We start from the raw sequence: 16,014 nt of genomic DNA, 5'->3' as shown, positions 1-16,014 counted from the left end.
ACAAAAACAGAAAGATGCATGAACTTAAAAATTTCGCCATCGGTTCACTGGGTACTTTAGGAGTGATGGAAGCAGCAGATGCTCAAATCTTCTCGTCCCAGGATGCAGATCCTCAAACAATGATTATCCGGTCTGCGATCACCCTGCTAGCAGGAGTTCTTACAACCGTAATTTCAAAATGGATGCAACGCAATAAGGTTGAAAAAACATCCAATAAAAATAAAGAAGTTACGTCGCCTAAAACAAAAGGCAACATTGTGAAAAACATATTTAAGATTAAAAACAAAAAAAATAATAAAAAAGGAATCAACGGAAGATTCACAGGAAAAGTAGGTAGCACAGTTGGTAGTCAATGGAAAGGTATCTCTGTTATGAAATCGCTACCAGATTTTAGTAATCACAAAGCCAGTGAAAAACAACTGGCACACAGAGCAAAATTCAGACTTGCTACCAAGTTTTTACAACCACTGTATCCGGTGATACAATTGGGGTTCAAAAATCAGGACAGCTTAAAGTCGCCACAGAATGCAGCCATGTCTGAGTTAATGAAATACACCATTGAAGGCGAATATCCTAATTGTAAGGTTAACCTTGAAAATCTGGTTTTAGCTGTTGGACCATTACAAGTAGCTAACAGACCAAGTGTTGAAATTAATGGTGAGGAAGTTGTTTTTAACTGGAGGTACAAAGCCTCTAACAATGATCTGTTTGCCAACAACGGGGTTATCATGGTAGCCATTGCCGAAGGGTATTATCCGGAGTATTCCATTTGCGAAAGCATCCGTTCAGCAGGTAAAGCCACTATGCTCCTGCCTGATGCCCCTCCCGGAACCGAAGTCCACTGTTACCTGGCATTCGCTGCCATGGACGATTCAAATCGTGTAAGTAATAGCATACACGTAGGTACGGTTGTGATACCGGAAGATGAATGATTATTTACAGTTTGCTAAGGATAAAAAGTTGGAAGCATAAAACATAAAGTGATTTACAGCTTGTTTTTCCTGCTTGTAAATCACTTCCAAATTCCAACTATATATCGGAGCTAAACAGTGCTCTAAGGAACGGTTCTGTATGTACATTATGTAGTACAGAACCGTTCCGTAAATTAATTCTCCACTCTTCCTCTAGTTCTCCAAACAACACTTTTTATACTTTTTTCCACTACCACAAGGACATGGATCATTGCGCCCCACTTTACTCTCATTTAAAACAGGTTGATTCACGTTATCCCAAATTGATGAATTAAAAGGTGTTTCATATTCCTTTTCATTCATAAAATCAAACCATTTATTTAATAAATCATCATACCTTTTATCAATATCCAGAATCTCATCTTTACTAATTCTATCTTTCTTACTCTCACTAATAATATCGTTGTAACTACCGCAAATACCTTCAGCAACCCAGCCCTTTGTAAAAAGCGGTTTAATATACGGACCGGCATCCTTGCCAACTATATCGGCATACGACCATATTAAAAATGCAAACATTTCGTTATCAATAATATTATCTCCAACTGAACATTTAGCATATTCTGTACATAAATCCTGATACCAGTTTACTACTTCTTGCTTTCGTTCAGGTTGATGTGCTACTATTTGCTCCGTTATTTTGAACAACATACTTTTTGCATAAGTATGTTTATTGGGTTCAAGCATAAAGGCTTTTAGTTCATCCAACTTACTATTGGCAATTTTATATACAGGCTCCCATAATCCATCGTTCAAGTAATCGCTAAAGTACATATCAAAATACTCTTCATGTTGCGATAACATCCTCAACACAACAGGAAGGCTCTCAACTGCTTCTAACTCTCCCAACAACAATATGGCATGGATCATAAAATCAACATTCCCATCATCTTCTTTCAATAAAGAATGGAAATGGTTAAATCGCTCAATACTATCAACCAGAACCTGCTCCAAATCTTTTATAACACTGGTACGAGGCAGGGTCAAAATATTATGCAGTATCTCCCTATCGATATGCATATCATTTTGATACAAGGCAAATATTTCGGAATGCGTAAATTCAGGTTCCTCAACCTTATTACTATTCGCTGCTTCCGATTCAAATTCTGCTACTATCCTATCTTCCTGTTCTCTTTCCATACGCACCATCCCCTGTCGCATAGTTTCCATTGCGAGCATCCTGGTAACCATATTTGCAGCATTCGAATCCGGTGCTACTTCATCTAAAAACTCGCCACATTCCTCAATTCCGTCAAGGTCTTTATTCATCATGCAATAGCGAGCTTTGAGTTGATAAAAGGAAGTAACCTCGCTAATATGAAAGGTATCCCGCTCTGGATACAAAGCATACAACTCCATCTCCTCTCCCAGTATTTCAGGTATCCTTTCCAACTCACCTTCATCAATTAACATATCAGCATAATTAAGCTTTCCAAAAAGATAATCGGGATTTTCTTGTATGGTGCGCTTAATCGTTTCGTATGCTTTATCCTCCTGATCTCTTTTTTGATATAATACAGATAAAAAGTTTTTAAAATGAGGTATTTGAGGATATTTTTCTATAAAGTCTTGTAGTTTTTTAACCTGGCTGGCATTGCCACTTAGAGCCATTTTATACGCCTTTTGTATATGGCTATTAATTTGGGGGGTAATACCATAAATATCATTCAATAAAGAAGTATCATTGGTAATGTTATATGTTGATTCCGAAGTATTTTTCTTCATTTTGTTTTCGATTAATAATTGAATAAGTAAAACTACTATTTTTAATCACTAAATAGAGACATTAAGTATGAATATATCCCTCACTTCTCACACACCCATATTTTTCGTTCAAATTTGGATTTACCTTCCTTTTCCAGAGTGCAAAAATCAGATATTTTCAGTCCAGCCTTATGTATGATGTCTTTTATATCAGATGTAGAAACTACAACAACCCGTTGGGCAATCCGGGCGGTTGAGCAAATAATATTTGCAGTAATTTCATCATTCGAATAACTATACAAATTATAAGGCAAATCCACTATTGCCGCATCGTAACTAGCTGTAATATCTTTTATATCTGAACGGTACACTTCTGCCTTATAGCTGTAAAACGCAAGGTTTTTTCTTGTGTGCACACATGATTTCCAGTTGATGTCGCACCCCTCTATAGAATATCCGGCAAAACAGGCTTCTAACATCACCGTTCCCACACCACAACAGGCATCAATCAGTTTTTTACCTGAATTACCTTTTGAGGAAATATTCACCAGGGCTTTAGCTAAATTAATATTTAACGAATTACTAAAAGAACAAGGCTTGTTCTTGTGTTTATTCCAATCTAAATTATTTTTATTTAACACACCAAAGTACCACTCTCCATTATAATACGACAATCCATAGGTGATTGCAGGATTGTAGTAATCTGGTGTTCCATCAATACTATAGCCTATATCCCTTAATTTTGAGAGCCGCTCTTCGTACGAAGTTGTATCCCCATCCAGCACCAAGTACTCCACTTTAAAGCCTTCCATACATATTTGCTGCTCTTTAATATCTTCGATAAGCCCGTCGTAGCTTGGGGAGCAAAGTGAAATGTCGAGCCTCTTTTTTATGAATGCACTGTGCGAGGGCTCTACTTTTATATCCGAGAACAGCAACTTGTTTTTTTCCTCACGGTTAAAAACATGTCGTGCTTCGAGCTTGCACAATTCCATTTCATGATCATTATAAACAAAGGAATATATATAGTTGTACGGCATCATTTATGTTATTAGGATAGAGATGCAAAAATATAAAACCTGCAAGGATAAAAAAATAAAGGACTGTTTGCACAGCCCCTTATCAATCTATACTTAAACAATAAAGTTGCTTTTTACCCCTATCATTTTTCTTTAGTATACTTTAAATCTTTTTCAACAGCCTCTATCATCTTTCCCGCAATATCTTTGTTTGAAGCTCCTTCTATCCCTTCCAGTCCAGGCGAGGAATTTACTTCCAACAACATGGCTCCATTCTTACCCCTGATGATATCAACCCCTGCCACTTTCAGATTAAGAGTTTTGGCAGCCAGCAGGGCAATTTTCTTTTCTTCGGCCGAAATTTTTGTGATGGATGCTGTGCCGCCCATATGGATATTTGCCCTAAACTCACCGGGGGCTGCTGTTCGCATAATACTGGCCACTACCTTTCCATTTACAACAAAACAACGTATATCTTTACCGTTGGCTTCCTTAATAAACTCCTGCACCAAAATATTTGCCCTTAAGCTTTTAAAGGCATTGATCAAACTTTCTGCAGCCTTTTTGGTTTCTGCCAGCACCACACCTTTGCCCTGGGTACCTTCCAGTAATTTTACAATCAAAGGAGCACCTCCCACCATCTTAATTAATTCATCAGTATCCAATGGCGAGTTGGCAAAACCAGTTGTAGGAATAGGCAATCCATTATTAATTAACAACTGCAAGGAATATAGCTTATCCCGCGATTGAGTTATGGCAGAGGCTGAATTTAAGGTGTATACCCCCATGGCCTCAAAATGCCTTGTAAGGGCACACCCGTAGAATGTAGCACTCGGCCTTATCCTTGGAATGATAGCATCAAAATCGTTTAAAATCCGTCCTCCACGATAATGCATTTCCGGATTTTCACCATCCAGCTTGATATAGCAATCTTTGATACTTAAAAACTCCATCTCATGCCCACGTTCCTGCCCGGCTTCCATAATCCTCAGGTTACTGTACAAATCAGGATTACTGGCCAGCAAACCAATTTTTAAGCCTGTGGGTTTTGTGATCTTTGTATGATAAAATCCACTTAGGGTTTCCTTTGACAAATCCCCCAATACAAATGAAGCTTCCGGATCGACTAAAATTTTACCCGACATGGCCTGGCGTCCCAACAGCATACGATAGCCCATGGAATCTCTGTTGGTAAGGGTTACTTCAACTTCCCAAGCTTCGTTTCCTATGGAAAATACGGTTTTTATCACAAACCTTATTTCACTCGAACCGCTTGAACTCTTAACCCGCCTTTTATCTAAAACAGGTGCTTCACAATGGACCGTTGTTTTTCCATCATTTTGCAACGGGTGAACATCAAAGCTGATCCAGGGAATTCCATTTTTATTAAACGGACTGATATTAACTGCATGCAACGCAGATGTTTTGGCACCGGAATCAATCCTTGCTTTAATTCCTGGAATATTTAACTGAGGGAAATTGCACCATTCTTCGCTCCCTACTATAATCTTTTTCACGGCCTTTAAATATTTTATTCTACTCGTATCTGCATATGTAACTCACAGGCTCTGCAACTTTAACTTTAAAAGCTTCTCCTTTTTCCACCTTAAAAGTTTCATTTTGATTGTACAGTTTCCAATCAGATGCATTTGGTAACAAAACTTCCATTTGGCCATAAGTAACAGTCATATATTCAACTGTAGATGTACCAAACTCAAACTCTCCGGGAGCAATAACTCCAGCAGTAGCTTTCCCTGTACTATTGTCGACAGCAATTGATTTTACTTTTCCCTCAAAATACTCGTTTACTTTTAACATGACTATTTTTATTAGATTAATATTTTTTTAGCAAAGATAATTTTAAAACGACTCACCCTGATAAAAAGCCCCTCCAATGTTACTACCTGCTGGCATTTTTTTACAATGGCAGGCTGTTATTATTGCATATACCAATTAAAACTTGATATATACCAAAATAAAAAAATATTTTCATGCAGAAATACTGAAACCAAATTGATTAATTAATGTATACAGTTTTTAATTAGTGTTGGCAAGAAAATTCGATTTCTTCCCTCCTTACTCCCTATTACTCTCCCGAACAAAAGTTCGGGACAGGCTCTAAAGGGACAACCATCAACCCAAATTGAGCGAGGGATTTCCCCTTTAGGGGTCAGGGGTGAGCGATTGGATTTTTAATTGTTATAGATATTTTCTTGCTGATACTAATTAAGGGTATTTGCATGATACCTGTATAAGAAAATAGGTTAGAGGATTTATATTTTGGGGAAAGATAGTATGGGATTAGGTGGAATAAAATCTGTTAAATACTTTTTTATAGGTTTTTTACTATTATTTAATAGCATTATTGGATTGTGCATTAATAAAACGGATAGCCTAAAAAGCTTATTACAGAATGCGCAAAACGACAGCATTTTATATACCATTCAATATGAATTGGCAGATGAACTACTGCTCAACAACCACACCGAGGCCTTACATTATTACACACTTTCTAAAAACCTGTCTGTTAAATATCAAGACTCAACCCATATTGTATACAACCTTTTAGGCATTAGCGATATTTACTCAATGATGGGGGAATACAAAAAAGCCCTGAATATAATTCAGGAAGCCATGATGTATGCCGGAAACGAATACGACTTGCTGGCATCATGCCACAGCCGCTTATCCATTGAATATGATTTGATGGGAAAATCCGATTTATCAATTATAAACGATAGGTTATCCTTAAAATACAATAAACTCCTGGGCGATTCTTTAAAGATAGCGTACGACCTGCACAATATCGGTTCATATTATATAGCCATTAACAATGCTGATTCGGCAATTTATTACTATAACCTGTCAAATACTTTCATAAAGAGCGATATTGATATTTTACATGCATACAATAATAGCAGACTGGCTATTGCATATTCTGATAAGAAGGAGTATCACAAAGCCTTACTCTACCATAACAAGGCACTAAAGGCATTTACTCAAGACAGTCTTCTTTATGATATGGCCCTGGAAGAATATTATGCAGCGCTATCTTTATATAAACAAAACAAAGAAGCCCGGGCCATTAAACACCTGAATAATTCACTTAACTACACATCCAAACTCAACAACCACGACCTATTCCGAACCAATTACCAATTGCTATATAAAATATACAACTCTCAAAAAGACTATAAATCGGCATTAAAATATGCGCTCTTAAACCAGGCTTATTCCGATTCTCTTGAAAAGAAAAACCAGGAAAACATTATTAAAAACCTTAAAACACAGCATAAATTGCTGCAACAAGATGAAATTATTGAAGCAACGCAACACTCAAATACCTTACTTAGCAAACAAAAAAAAATACTAACAGCCCTAACAATAATAGCCTCTTCCTTAATGCTGATTAGTATTTTGGTTTTAATTTTAATTAACCGGGCCTGGAAAAGAAACAAGATACTTACCCAAAAACTAAATACAGCAAACAATTCCAAACAAAAGATATTATCAATTATTGGCCACGATTTAAAAGATTCGGTGGGAAACCTGAAAAACTTTACCCAATTAATACAACACAACCTAATCAATAACAAATCCATAACTTCACTTATCAACAAGTATATACCTATGGTAAACTCAACCTATAACCTATTAGAAACTTTACTTGTGTGGTCAAAAAGCGGTGATGATAACCTTATATCCACCCCTGAAAAAACCTCGATAAGCGAAATTATTTCAAAAACAACCGACCACCTTTCGCACCTTGCATCAACAAAAAACATTACACTCAACAGCATTGTTGAATCTTCTATTTTTTATGCAGATAAAAACATGATACTTACCGTATTGAGAAACTTTGTCAGTAATGCCATCAAGTTTTCGCATCCTCACTCTACGGTTGATATTATTGCAAAAAAAATCAGCAACAATATTATTTTTACAGTCAGGGATTATGGAGTTGGCATGACACAAGAACAAATTGACATAGTATTAAAAGAACGAATAGGCAAATATTCAGTTGGAACAATGGGAGAACAGGGTTCAGGATTAGGACTTGCACTTTGTAACACCCTGATTAAAAAACATCACGGAAAAATATCTATAGATAGCATTCCTAATAAAGGGAGTTCATTTGTATTTGAAGTTCCTGTTTCACAAAAAGCTGACTCTAATTAAAATAATCCTGAAATTGACTTTAAACACATAGCAATGTTTTCCTCACACAAGCAAAATATAATATTTCTCTTACTCATAGCACTATCCTTTGTTATCCATGCACAAAACAATGCTGTTAAATTTGAGCATATTAAAGCCAAACATGGTTTAAGCCATAACCGGATTTTTGATATAGTAAAGGATGCAGAAGGATATATGTGGTTTGCCACACTTAATGGATTGAGCCGGTATGATGGATATACATTTAAAAAATTCAAACACCAAATAAACGACTCCTCTTCCATATCGGAAAATTTTATAGAAACCCTTTTTATTGACAGGGACAATAACCTATGGGCAGGAACAAATTTCAAAGGACTAAACAAATTTCTTCCGGATAAAGAAGAGTTTATCCGATACGACAACGACCCGAACAATCCTTACAGCCTGGCTGATGGTTCTGTACATTCTATTAACCAATTAAACGATGGCACCTTAATTATTGGAACAAATAATGGCTTATCATTATTATATCAGGGAAACAATATGTTTATAAACTATAAACATAACCCACACAACCCATTAAGTATACCTGATAATGAAATCAGGGCTATATTAATTGGCAATGACGGCATTCCCTGGATAGGAACAGCCAACGGTCTTGCGCAGATGGATACAACAACAAACTTTTTCACAAATTATAAGCATGATACCTACAACACCAACAGTTTAACTGACAACTATATACTTTGTCTTGCCCAAACCTCTGATAGTTTAATATGGATTGGTACCGCCAAAGGATTGAACAGCTACAATTTAAATACCCGAAAATTTACTCATTATTATAATAAACCAGGCGATAATAATTCCATTTCCAATAATTACATCCATACATTACAAGTAGATAATTATGGCGACTTATGGGTTGGAACCACAAAAGGAATTACAAAAATTATTAACCCCAATGGTAAAGAGCAACAATTTTATCATTACAACTACAATACTTCCAATCCAAATTCATTAAGTGGAAATAAGGTGTGGTGTATGTATATGGACCAGGAACAACTGATGTGGATTGGTACTGTAAACCACGGGGTAAACAAATGCTATATAGGAGAATATACTTTTAATAATGAAACACACCTTCCCCACGACCCTTCTAGTTTATCGCATAGCACCATCCGATCACTGTATGAGGACAGCAATGGAAATCTTTGGGTAGGGACCGATGGTGGTGGCCTCAACCTTAAAATAGCCAACCAATCCAAATACATCCGAATGAACGATCTGGATCCTGGACATATGGTATTTGGTGATGACCGGATCCTGGACGTTTACGAAACCAAAGAAGGTGAAATATGGGTGGGTACCTGGGGAGCCGGTGTGTCCATGTTTAAATCAAAAGATATTGCCTTGATCAGGAAAGGAATCCTTCCCTCAATAAGGCATTTCAGCCATAACTATCTTGATTCCACAACGGTTTCAGGAAATATTGTGCAGGAAATTACACAAGACAGTTATGGAAACTTGTGGATAGGAACTGAAAACGGCCTGAATATTTATAATCCGACAGACAATACCTTCCATAGGATATACCACAGCGAAAACATCCCTTCCAGTCTTTGTGACAACAGGATACAATCGGGATGTATAATCGAAGACAGCCAGCAAAACATCTGGATTGGAACATGGAACGGTCTGAACAAAATAAGGCTTGAAGATATACCCTATAGAAATGGACAAAAGATACATACACCTGTATCTGAACCATTTAAATTTGAAAGATTCCTTAATGTTAAAGATGACATTCACAGTCTGGGCGATAACAGGATCACATCTATACTGGAAGACAACACAGGCACCATATGGGTAGGAACTTTTGGTGGTGGTTTAAACAAAATAAACTATAGCAATAATAAAATTATTGTGGAAAAATATACCAAACCAGATGGTTTGGCTGACGAAGTAGTATACGGTATTGAGAAAGGAACTGCTAATTTCTTATGGTTAAGCACCAATAATGGATTGTCACACTTTAATCCCACACAACGGGAATTTACCAATTACCATAAAAGTGATGATTTACAAGGCAATGAATTTTACTGGGGAGCACACCTAAGAAAAACAGATGGCGAACTTTTATTTGGCGGCACCAACGGTTTTTCCTCTTTTTACCCGGACAGCATAACACCCCATTATTTTACTTCGCCCATAAAAATAACAGGAATGAGTATTTTTAATATCCCTGTTGATTTTAAACACCCAGAATCTCCCATCAACAAACCCATAGAGTATATTCAAGGGATCACTCTTTCGCACAAACAGAATGTAATCTCCTTTGATTATGCATCACTAAATTTCCACCACCCCGAAAATATTAGTTATGCTTATATGCTTGAAGGATTTGAAAAAACGTGGAATTATGTTGATTCCCGACGAACAGCCATATATACCAATTTAGAACCCGGAAACTTTATTTTTAAAGTCAAATCAGAACATACCAATGGCAATACCAATGAGCCTATTGCCCAAATAGCCATTAAAATAGAGGCCCCTTTTTATAAAAATGTATACTTCCGGATCTTCTGTATTTTATCTATTGCTATAATCGTTGTTTTAATTTACAGGATAAAACTTAACAACATCTGGAAACAACAAATAAAATTGCAGGAAAAAGTAGCGGAGCGAACCATTAAGCTTACCAACGCCAATAACTTGTTGCTTGAAAAAAATGAGGAAATAAAAGCTCAGCGTGACAAGATTATTCAACAAAATGAGGAACTCGACAACCATAGGATTGGATTAGAGAAAAAAGTAAAGGAACGCACCAAACAACTTGTAGTTGCAAAAGAAAAGGCAGAAGAGTCTGACCGGCTTAAATCTGCATTTCTGGCCAATATGTCGCACGAAATCAGAACCCCTCTAAACGCTGTTGTGGGTTTTTCAACTTTGTTAAATGATGATTCTATAAACGCAGAAGAAAGGGATATGTTTGTACGCCAGATTACTCAAAATTCAGATGACCTGCTTGTTTTAATTGATGACATCATTGACCTTTCGCATATTGAAGCCGGACAGCTAAAAATTAAACCGGAGTTGGTTGACCTCAACGATTTTTTATCCGGTATTTCAGAGATTTATAAAAACAAGATACTACCCAGACAGGTTGAGTTTAAGGTAAACAACCATATTTCGAATGAATTTGTATCCATAACAACTGATCCGCATAAACTTAGGCAGATTGTTATTAACCTGATAAATAATGCCTTTAAATTTACAGAAACCGGCTTTGTTGAATTTGGGATAAACCGAAATGGTAAAGGCCTGCAGTTCTATGTTAAAGATACCGGCATTGGAATATCAAAGGAAAACCAGGAGCTAATATTTGAAAGGTTCAGAAAAATAGATGGCAGCTTATCTAAACTATACCGCGGAGGCGGTTTAGGCTTAACTATATCTAAAAGACTGGCAGAACTTTTAGATGCCAAACTATCAGTTGAATCAGAATTGGATATCGGCTCTACTTTTTATATTTCGTTTAACTAGCAAACATTTCATTCATGATACTGCACTATACTACCAACCATCCTTAACAAGGCATGATGGGTATCTATGTAGTTGTAAATAGCTTCCAGCTTATATTGAGAAGCATTTAAATAGATATTCTGAACATCGCGGTAATTAAAAGAATTAATGGCACCTGTTTCAAATTTTTCTTTTGAGATCTGAAGGTTCAGCCTGGCAGCCTCCAGGTTATCTTCTGCTACTGCCAGCAATTGCTTTCGAACCATGAATAACTCATAAAGGTTGGCCAGACTATTACTTAGTTCATGCTTTTTTTCTTCCAGTTCTACCGTGCCAATTTCCTCATCAATCCGGGCAATGGCCATAGCTCTTTTCCTGCTCCCTCCGCTAAACAGGTTGTAGTTTAAAGTTAACGCTCCATATAAATTGGCCGATTTTGACCATGCATCGCTAGTACTGGTATATATCGAAGATCCATTTGCTCCGGCTCTTAATGCCAGCGAAGGCGAATAAGCACTCTTTGCCATAACAATGGCGTTTTCAAGCAGGCGCTGGTTAACATACTGATTTTGCAAACTTTTGTTATTTGCCATCATCTGCGCTTCCAGATCAGCCAGTTCGTAAACATTTTCTTTTGCTTCAAAACTATCTGCCAAAAAATATTCAGTTCCCTTTTCTCCCATTAAAAACGTCAGGTCGCGCAAGGCATTTTTATAGTTCACCTCCTGCAACAAATAAGATGACTGGTCGGATAAATAGGCATTTTTGGCCTGTAACACATCATAAGTAACAGCACTTCCTAGTTTTCGACTCTCTTCTTCCCTCACAAACCTGTCTTCGGATAGTTTCATCACCTCTTTGGCAACTTCCAATTTATCTTTTTGAAGTAATGCATCAAAGTAAGCCAACACAATTGATTGGATAGTACTTTCAATCATAACGGCAGTATTTTGTTTTGACAGTTCCTCCAGTTCTTCAAAACGTTTTTTGTTTATCCGTACTGCAAACCCGTTAAAAACAGTCCAACATAACGATACACCCGACGAAAGGGTATAGCGGTTGTAATTATCACCCCCATCAACCACATTATAAGCGTTGTTGTCCTCTATGGAAAAATCAATATATGGATAGGCACCAGCTGCACCCCAACTATTGTTTATTTCAGATATTCTTTGATTATTTTTTACAATTTTTACTGAGTAATTGTTATCCAGGCCCTTTGCTATGGCATCAGCTAACAACAGTTGTTGCTGGGCTTTCAAGCTCAACCCGAGCACAAGAAAAAGTATTAATGATATATATATTTTATGCATTTGATGTTAAATTTAATAGTTTTTAAACCCCTACACATACCACTCATTATCAACAAACACCCCCTATCTTATTGTAACGCCATTGTTCCCCCCTGTTCCCTAAACGGGCTGTAAAGGGGAAGTCATACGCACTTCTCCATTCATATCAGTTATCATTATTGTCAATCTTTCGTTTCCCATTAATGTAAGCAATCTCCACATGCTCTCTTTCTATTTTTCTGCCCGACCATTTTTCCCTGATAACCCTTCTTATATCATTTAAAATCATAATCAGGGCCGGAAAAAACAATAAAATAAACAAGGTGCCAAAAGCCACTCCATAAACTAAGGAAATAGCCATTGGGATTAGAAACTGAGCCTGAAAGCTTTTTTCCAATATCAACGGGTACAGTCCAACCGAAGTGGTCAAGGTAGTCAGTATTATGGGGCGTAATCTCGATTTCCCGGCTTCAACAATGGCTGCCTTTACCTTTCTGCCTTGCTCTATCAACAGGTTATATTTGGCCAGGAACACCACGGCATCATTAACAATTACCCCAGTTAAAGCAACAATTCCCCAAAGACTCAAAATGGAAAGCGGTTTACCATGTATTCCGTGCCCCCATATGGATCCAAGGATAGAGATTGGGATCATCAGGATGATAATCATAGGTTGCTCAAAGGATTTAAAATTGATCATCAAAATAAAAATCATAGCTAAAAAGGCAAGTGGGAACAAAAATGCCAGATCATTCATATTCCTCTTGCTTTCCTTTTGCTGCCCCTGAAACTCCACCGAAATACCAGGGTAGTGCACTCTTATTTCAGGCACCAGTTCCCTGGATATGATCTCATTAATATCCGATACCGAAGCATCAGGATCCACCATATCAGCTTCAACCCGGATTTCCCGTTTACCATTAAACCTGTTAATGTTTACAGGCCCGCGTTTCATATCATAATCAACCAGCTCTGTTAATGGATATTCTCCCTGGGAAGTAATTATTTTCATTTCATCCAGCTGTCCAATACGCTCCCTGCCTTCGGGTGGATAACGCACCCAAACCCTGAGCTCATCCCTTCCTACCTGCAACCGTTGCGCCTGCCCACCATAAAAAGCCTGCCTTACCTGACTGGCAATTGATGATTCGTTTAATCCCATCATATATGCCCGGGGCTTTAATTTCAATAAGATTTCCTGCTTACCCAAGGCATTATTAGTTACCACATCCTTAAGTTGAGGATACTCCTGCAATTTTGCCAATACAAAATCACGCCCATGCTCCAACTCCTCAATGTTACGCGAAAGCAAACCAATTGAAACCGGGGCTCCAAACCTACTGCGCGAACCAATAGAATATTTTTCAGCCTCAGGGACATGACCTATTTTGTCTCGGATCATGTTAATGATCTCAAACGAGCTGATGCCTGTTTCTTCGGAATTTCGTGGCGAAACATCAACATTTCCGGCATGAGATCCACTCTCCGATCCATCAAAGGCATTTCCCAGGTTAAGGATACTATTTTCAATAATTGGAATGGTATCGTTATATTTTTGCATCAATTCTTCATTTACTACCCAAACCACACTATCAAAACGTTCCAGATAATCCATGGTTTTGCGCTCTCCCGACCCTGGTGTAAAAGCAATATTAATATTAAACGAATCAAACTCCATACGAGGGAAGAAGGTCATTTTAATTTGCTGCCCTTTCACCAGTCCAAAAGTAATGAGCATCATAGCCAGGGGAATTCCAATTACAACATAACGCCACTCAATAATAAGCTTTAACACCCTATCGTAAGCATACTCCCGAAGCCACGTAAAAAATCCCTCAGTATATTTTTTAAGGCCCTTTGGTTTTGCTGTCAGCTTTGCTCTGTTCAGCACACTTTCATTACCTATATGAGCAGGAAGAACAAAGAAGGCTTCAAACAGGGATACTCCCAGGCTAAATATAACAATCACAGCCATCTCAAACATAAACTCCATCCGCCCTGTAATGAAAATCAATGGAGAAAATGCTACAATGGTAGTTGTTACTGATGCTACAACAGCAGGTATTACCTCTACCGTACCATCAACTGCAGCCCTGCGAGGATTTTTCCCTTGCTCAAAATGCTGAAATATATTCTCCCCTATAACAATACCATCATCTACCAGGATACCAATAACCAGAATCATCCCAAAAAGGGAAATCATATTAATAGTTACGCCCATCATGTTCACTATGATAAACATCCCTAAAAAGGAAGCCGGAATACCCCAGGCAACCCAAAGCGAAAGCCGGACACTCAACATCAGGCTAAGGATAAGTATTACCAGTATCAATCCCTGTCCACCGTTCTTATAAAGCAAGTCGAGCCTTGAATGCAAAATATCAAGAAAGGAACGGGACAACATTAGTTCCACCCCATTATTTTGGGTATTAAATTCTTCCACATATTCCCTCAGGTATTCATCAATCTCATCTAAATCTTCGGTAATCAGCTTCATCACCATAATCCTGATCAGGGGATTTCCTTTTTCGATGGTTTTATTGGGAACATCTGAAAACTTTATTTTTACAGATGCTATATCCCTGATTCGAATAACACTACCATCTGTATTGGCCCGCAAAATGATGTTGCCAATTTTATCCGGATCTGCACTCCTGGAGCGCAAACGGATCAGCATTTCCTCTTCCTGAGACCGCAATTGTCCTCCGGAAACATCCTGATTGTTATTGGTTATGGCATTCTGCAAATCGTTAAATGTAAACCCATATCGCAGCATTTCCTCTTCACTGGCCTCAACCGATATTTCCATGCTTGGGAATCCTGATAAGGATACCTGGCTCATAAACCCAGAAGCCAAAAAATCTTCTTCAACCTGCTGGGCATAGCTCTTTAAGGTCATCAAATCCACATCCCCAGTTACCGCTAACCTGGCTGCCGGCGAGGTTGTCCTGGATTTGGAAACAATAGGGCGCTCAGCTGCAGAAGGTAGGGATGACACCCCATCTACTGCATTTTTTACTTCTGTTAAGGCCTCATCAATATCATAATCCGGCTCTATTTCAATAGTAACCCTTGAGCTGTTTTCTGACGATACCGAGTTGATTTCATATATGCCGGGAATGGCACGAACTGCTTCCTCAATCCTGGAAGTAACCCCTTCTTCCATTTCAACAGGTGAGGCTCCGGGATAAAACACACTAATCCGGATAATATGTGATTCACGCTCCGGGAAAAATGATTTTTTCATAGAAACCAAACTCATAGTTCCCAGCACCAAAAAAACAATGATAATCAGGTTTGCATAAAAAGGAAACCTAACAAATACTTCAACAATCTTCTTCATAT

General features: G+C 37.8%; 9 protein-coding genes. 3 read left to right on the top strand and 6 right to left on the bottom strand.

Annotated elements, in window-relative coordinates:
* Positions 1-932 (top strand): DUF6266 family protein (locus OM074_RS15835; RefSeq protein ID WP_301201193.1); only part of this gene is annotated, 932 nt, incomplete at its 5' end.
* 192 nt (positions 933-1,124) lie between these two features.
* Here OM074_RS15835 and OM074_RS15830 read toward each other — a convergent pair.
* The 4 genes from OM074_RS15830 to ppnP form a co-directional block, all read right to left on the bottom strand.
* Positions 1,125-2,696 (bottom strand): DUF1186 domain-containing protein, encoded by a 1,572-nt coding sequence (locus tag OM074_RS15830; RefSeq protein WP_301201191.1) that lies wholly within the window; start codon positions 2,694-2,696, stop codon positions 1,125-1,127.
* A gap of 80 nt (positions 2,697-2,776) precedes the next feature.
* A complete protein-coding gene (locus tag OM074_RS15825) occupies positions 2,777-3,670 on the bottom strand; it encodes a TRM11 family SAM-dependent methyltransferase (RefSeq protein ID WP_301201189.1) in 894 nt (297 codons plus the stop codon).
* Between the two features lie 167 nt (positions 3,671-3,837).
* Positions 3,838-5,211 carry a 30S ribosomal protein S6--L-glutamate ligase gene (gene rimK, locus OM074_RS15820; protein WP_301201187.1) on the bottom strand — a complete coding sequence of 458 codons (1,374 nt, stop codon included), beginning with the start codon at positions 5,209-5,211 and terminating at the stop codon, positions 3,838-3,840.
* A 19-nt stretch (positions 5,212-5,230) separates the two neighbouring features.
* Positions 5,231-5,512 (bottom strand): pyrimidine/purine nucleoside phosphorylase, encoded by a 282-nt coding sequence (gene ppnP / locus OM074_RS15815; RefSeq protein WP_301201185.1) that lies wholly within the window; start codon positions 5,510-5,512, stop codon positions 5,231-5,233.
* A 462-nt stretch (positions 5,513-5,974) separates the two neighbouring features.
* Between ppnP and OM074_RS15810 the strand changes: the two genes are divergently transcribed.
* Together OM074_RS15810 and OM074_RS15805 are read left to right on the top strand one after the other, a co-directional pair.
* On the top strand, positions 5,975-7,873 hold the full coding sequence (locus tag OM074_RS15810) for a tetratricopeptide repeat-containing sensor histidine kinase (protein ID WP_301201183.1): 1,899 nt from the start codon (positions 5,975-5,977) through the stop codon (positions 7,871-7,873).
* Positions 7,874-7,906: 33 nt separating this feature from the next.
* On the top strand, positions 7,907-11,398 hold the full coding sequence (locus OM074_RS15805; protein WP_301201181.1) for a hybrid sensor histidine kinase/response regulator: 3,492 nt from the start codon (positions 7,907-7,909) through the stop codon (positions 11,396-11,398).
* 8 nt (positions 11,399-11,406) lie between these two features.
* On the opposite strand, the gene OM074_RS15800 is transcribed toward OM074_RS15805, so the two are convergent.
* Both OM074_RS15800 and OM074_RS15795 read right to left on the bottom strand, forming a co-directional pair.
* Entirely contained in the window at positions 11,407-12,690 is a 1,284-nt protein-coding gene (locus OM074_RS15800; protein ID WP_301201179.1) for a TolC family protein, read from the bottom strand.
* Between the two features lie 145 nt (positions 12,691-12,835).
* Positions 12,836-16,012 carry an efflux RND transporter permease subunit gene (locus OM074_RS15795; RefSeq protein ID WP_301201177.1) on the bottom strand — a complete coding sequence of 1,059 codons (3,177 nt, stop codon included), beginning with the start codon at positions 16,010-16,012 and terminating at the stop codon, positions 12,836-12,838.
* Positions 16,013-16,014: the final 2 nt, after the last annotated feature.

It is taken from the genome of Plebeiibacterium marinum (assembly GCF_026013615.1).
In the GTDB taxonomy this organism is placed as follows: Bacteria; Bacteroidota; Bacteroidia; order Bacteroidales; family Marinilabiliaceae; genus Saccharicrinis; species Saccharicrinis marinus_A.
This window is presented reverse-complemented; position numbering and strand designations above follow the sequence as displayed.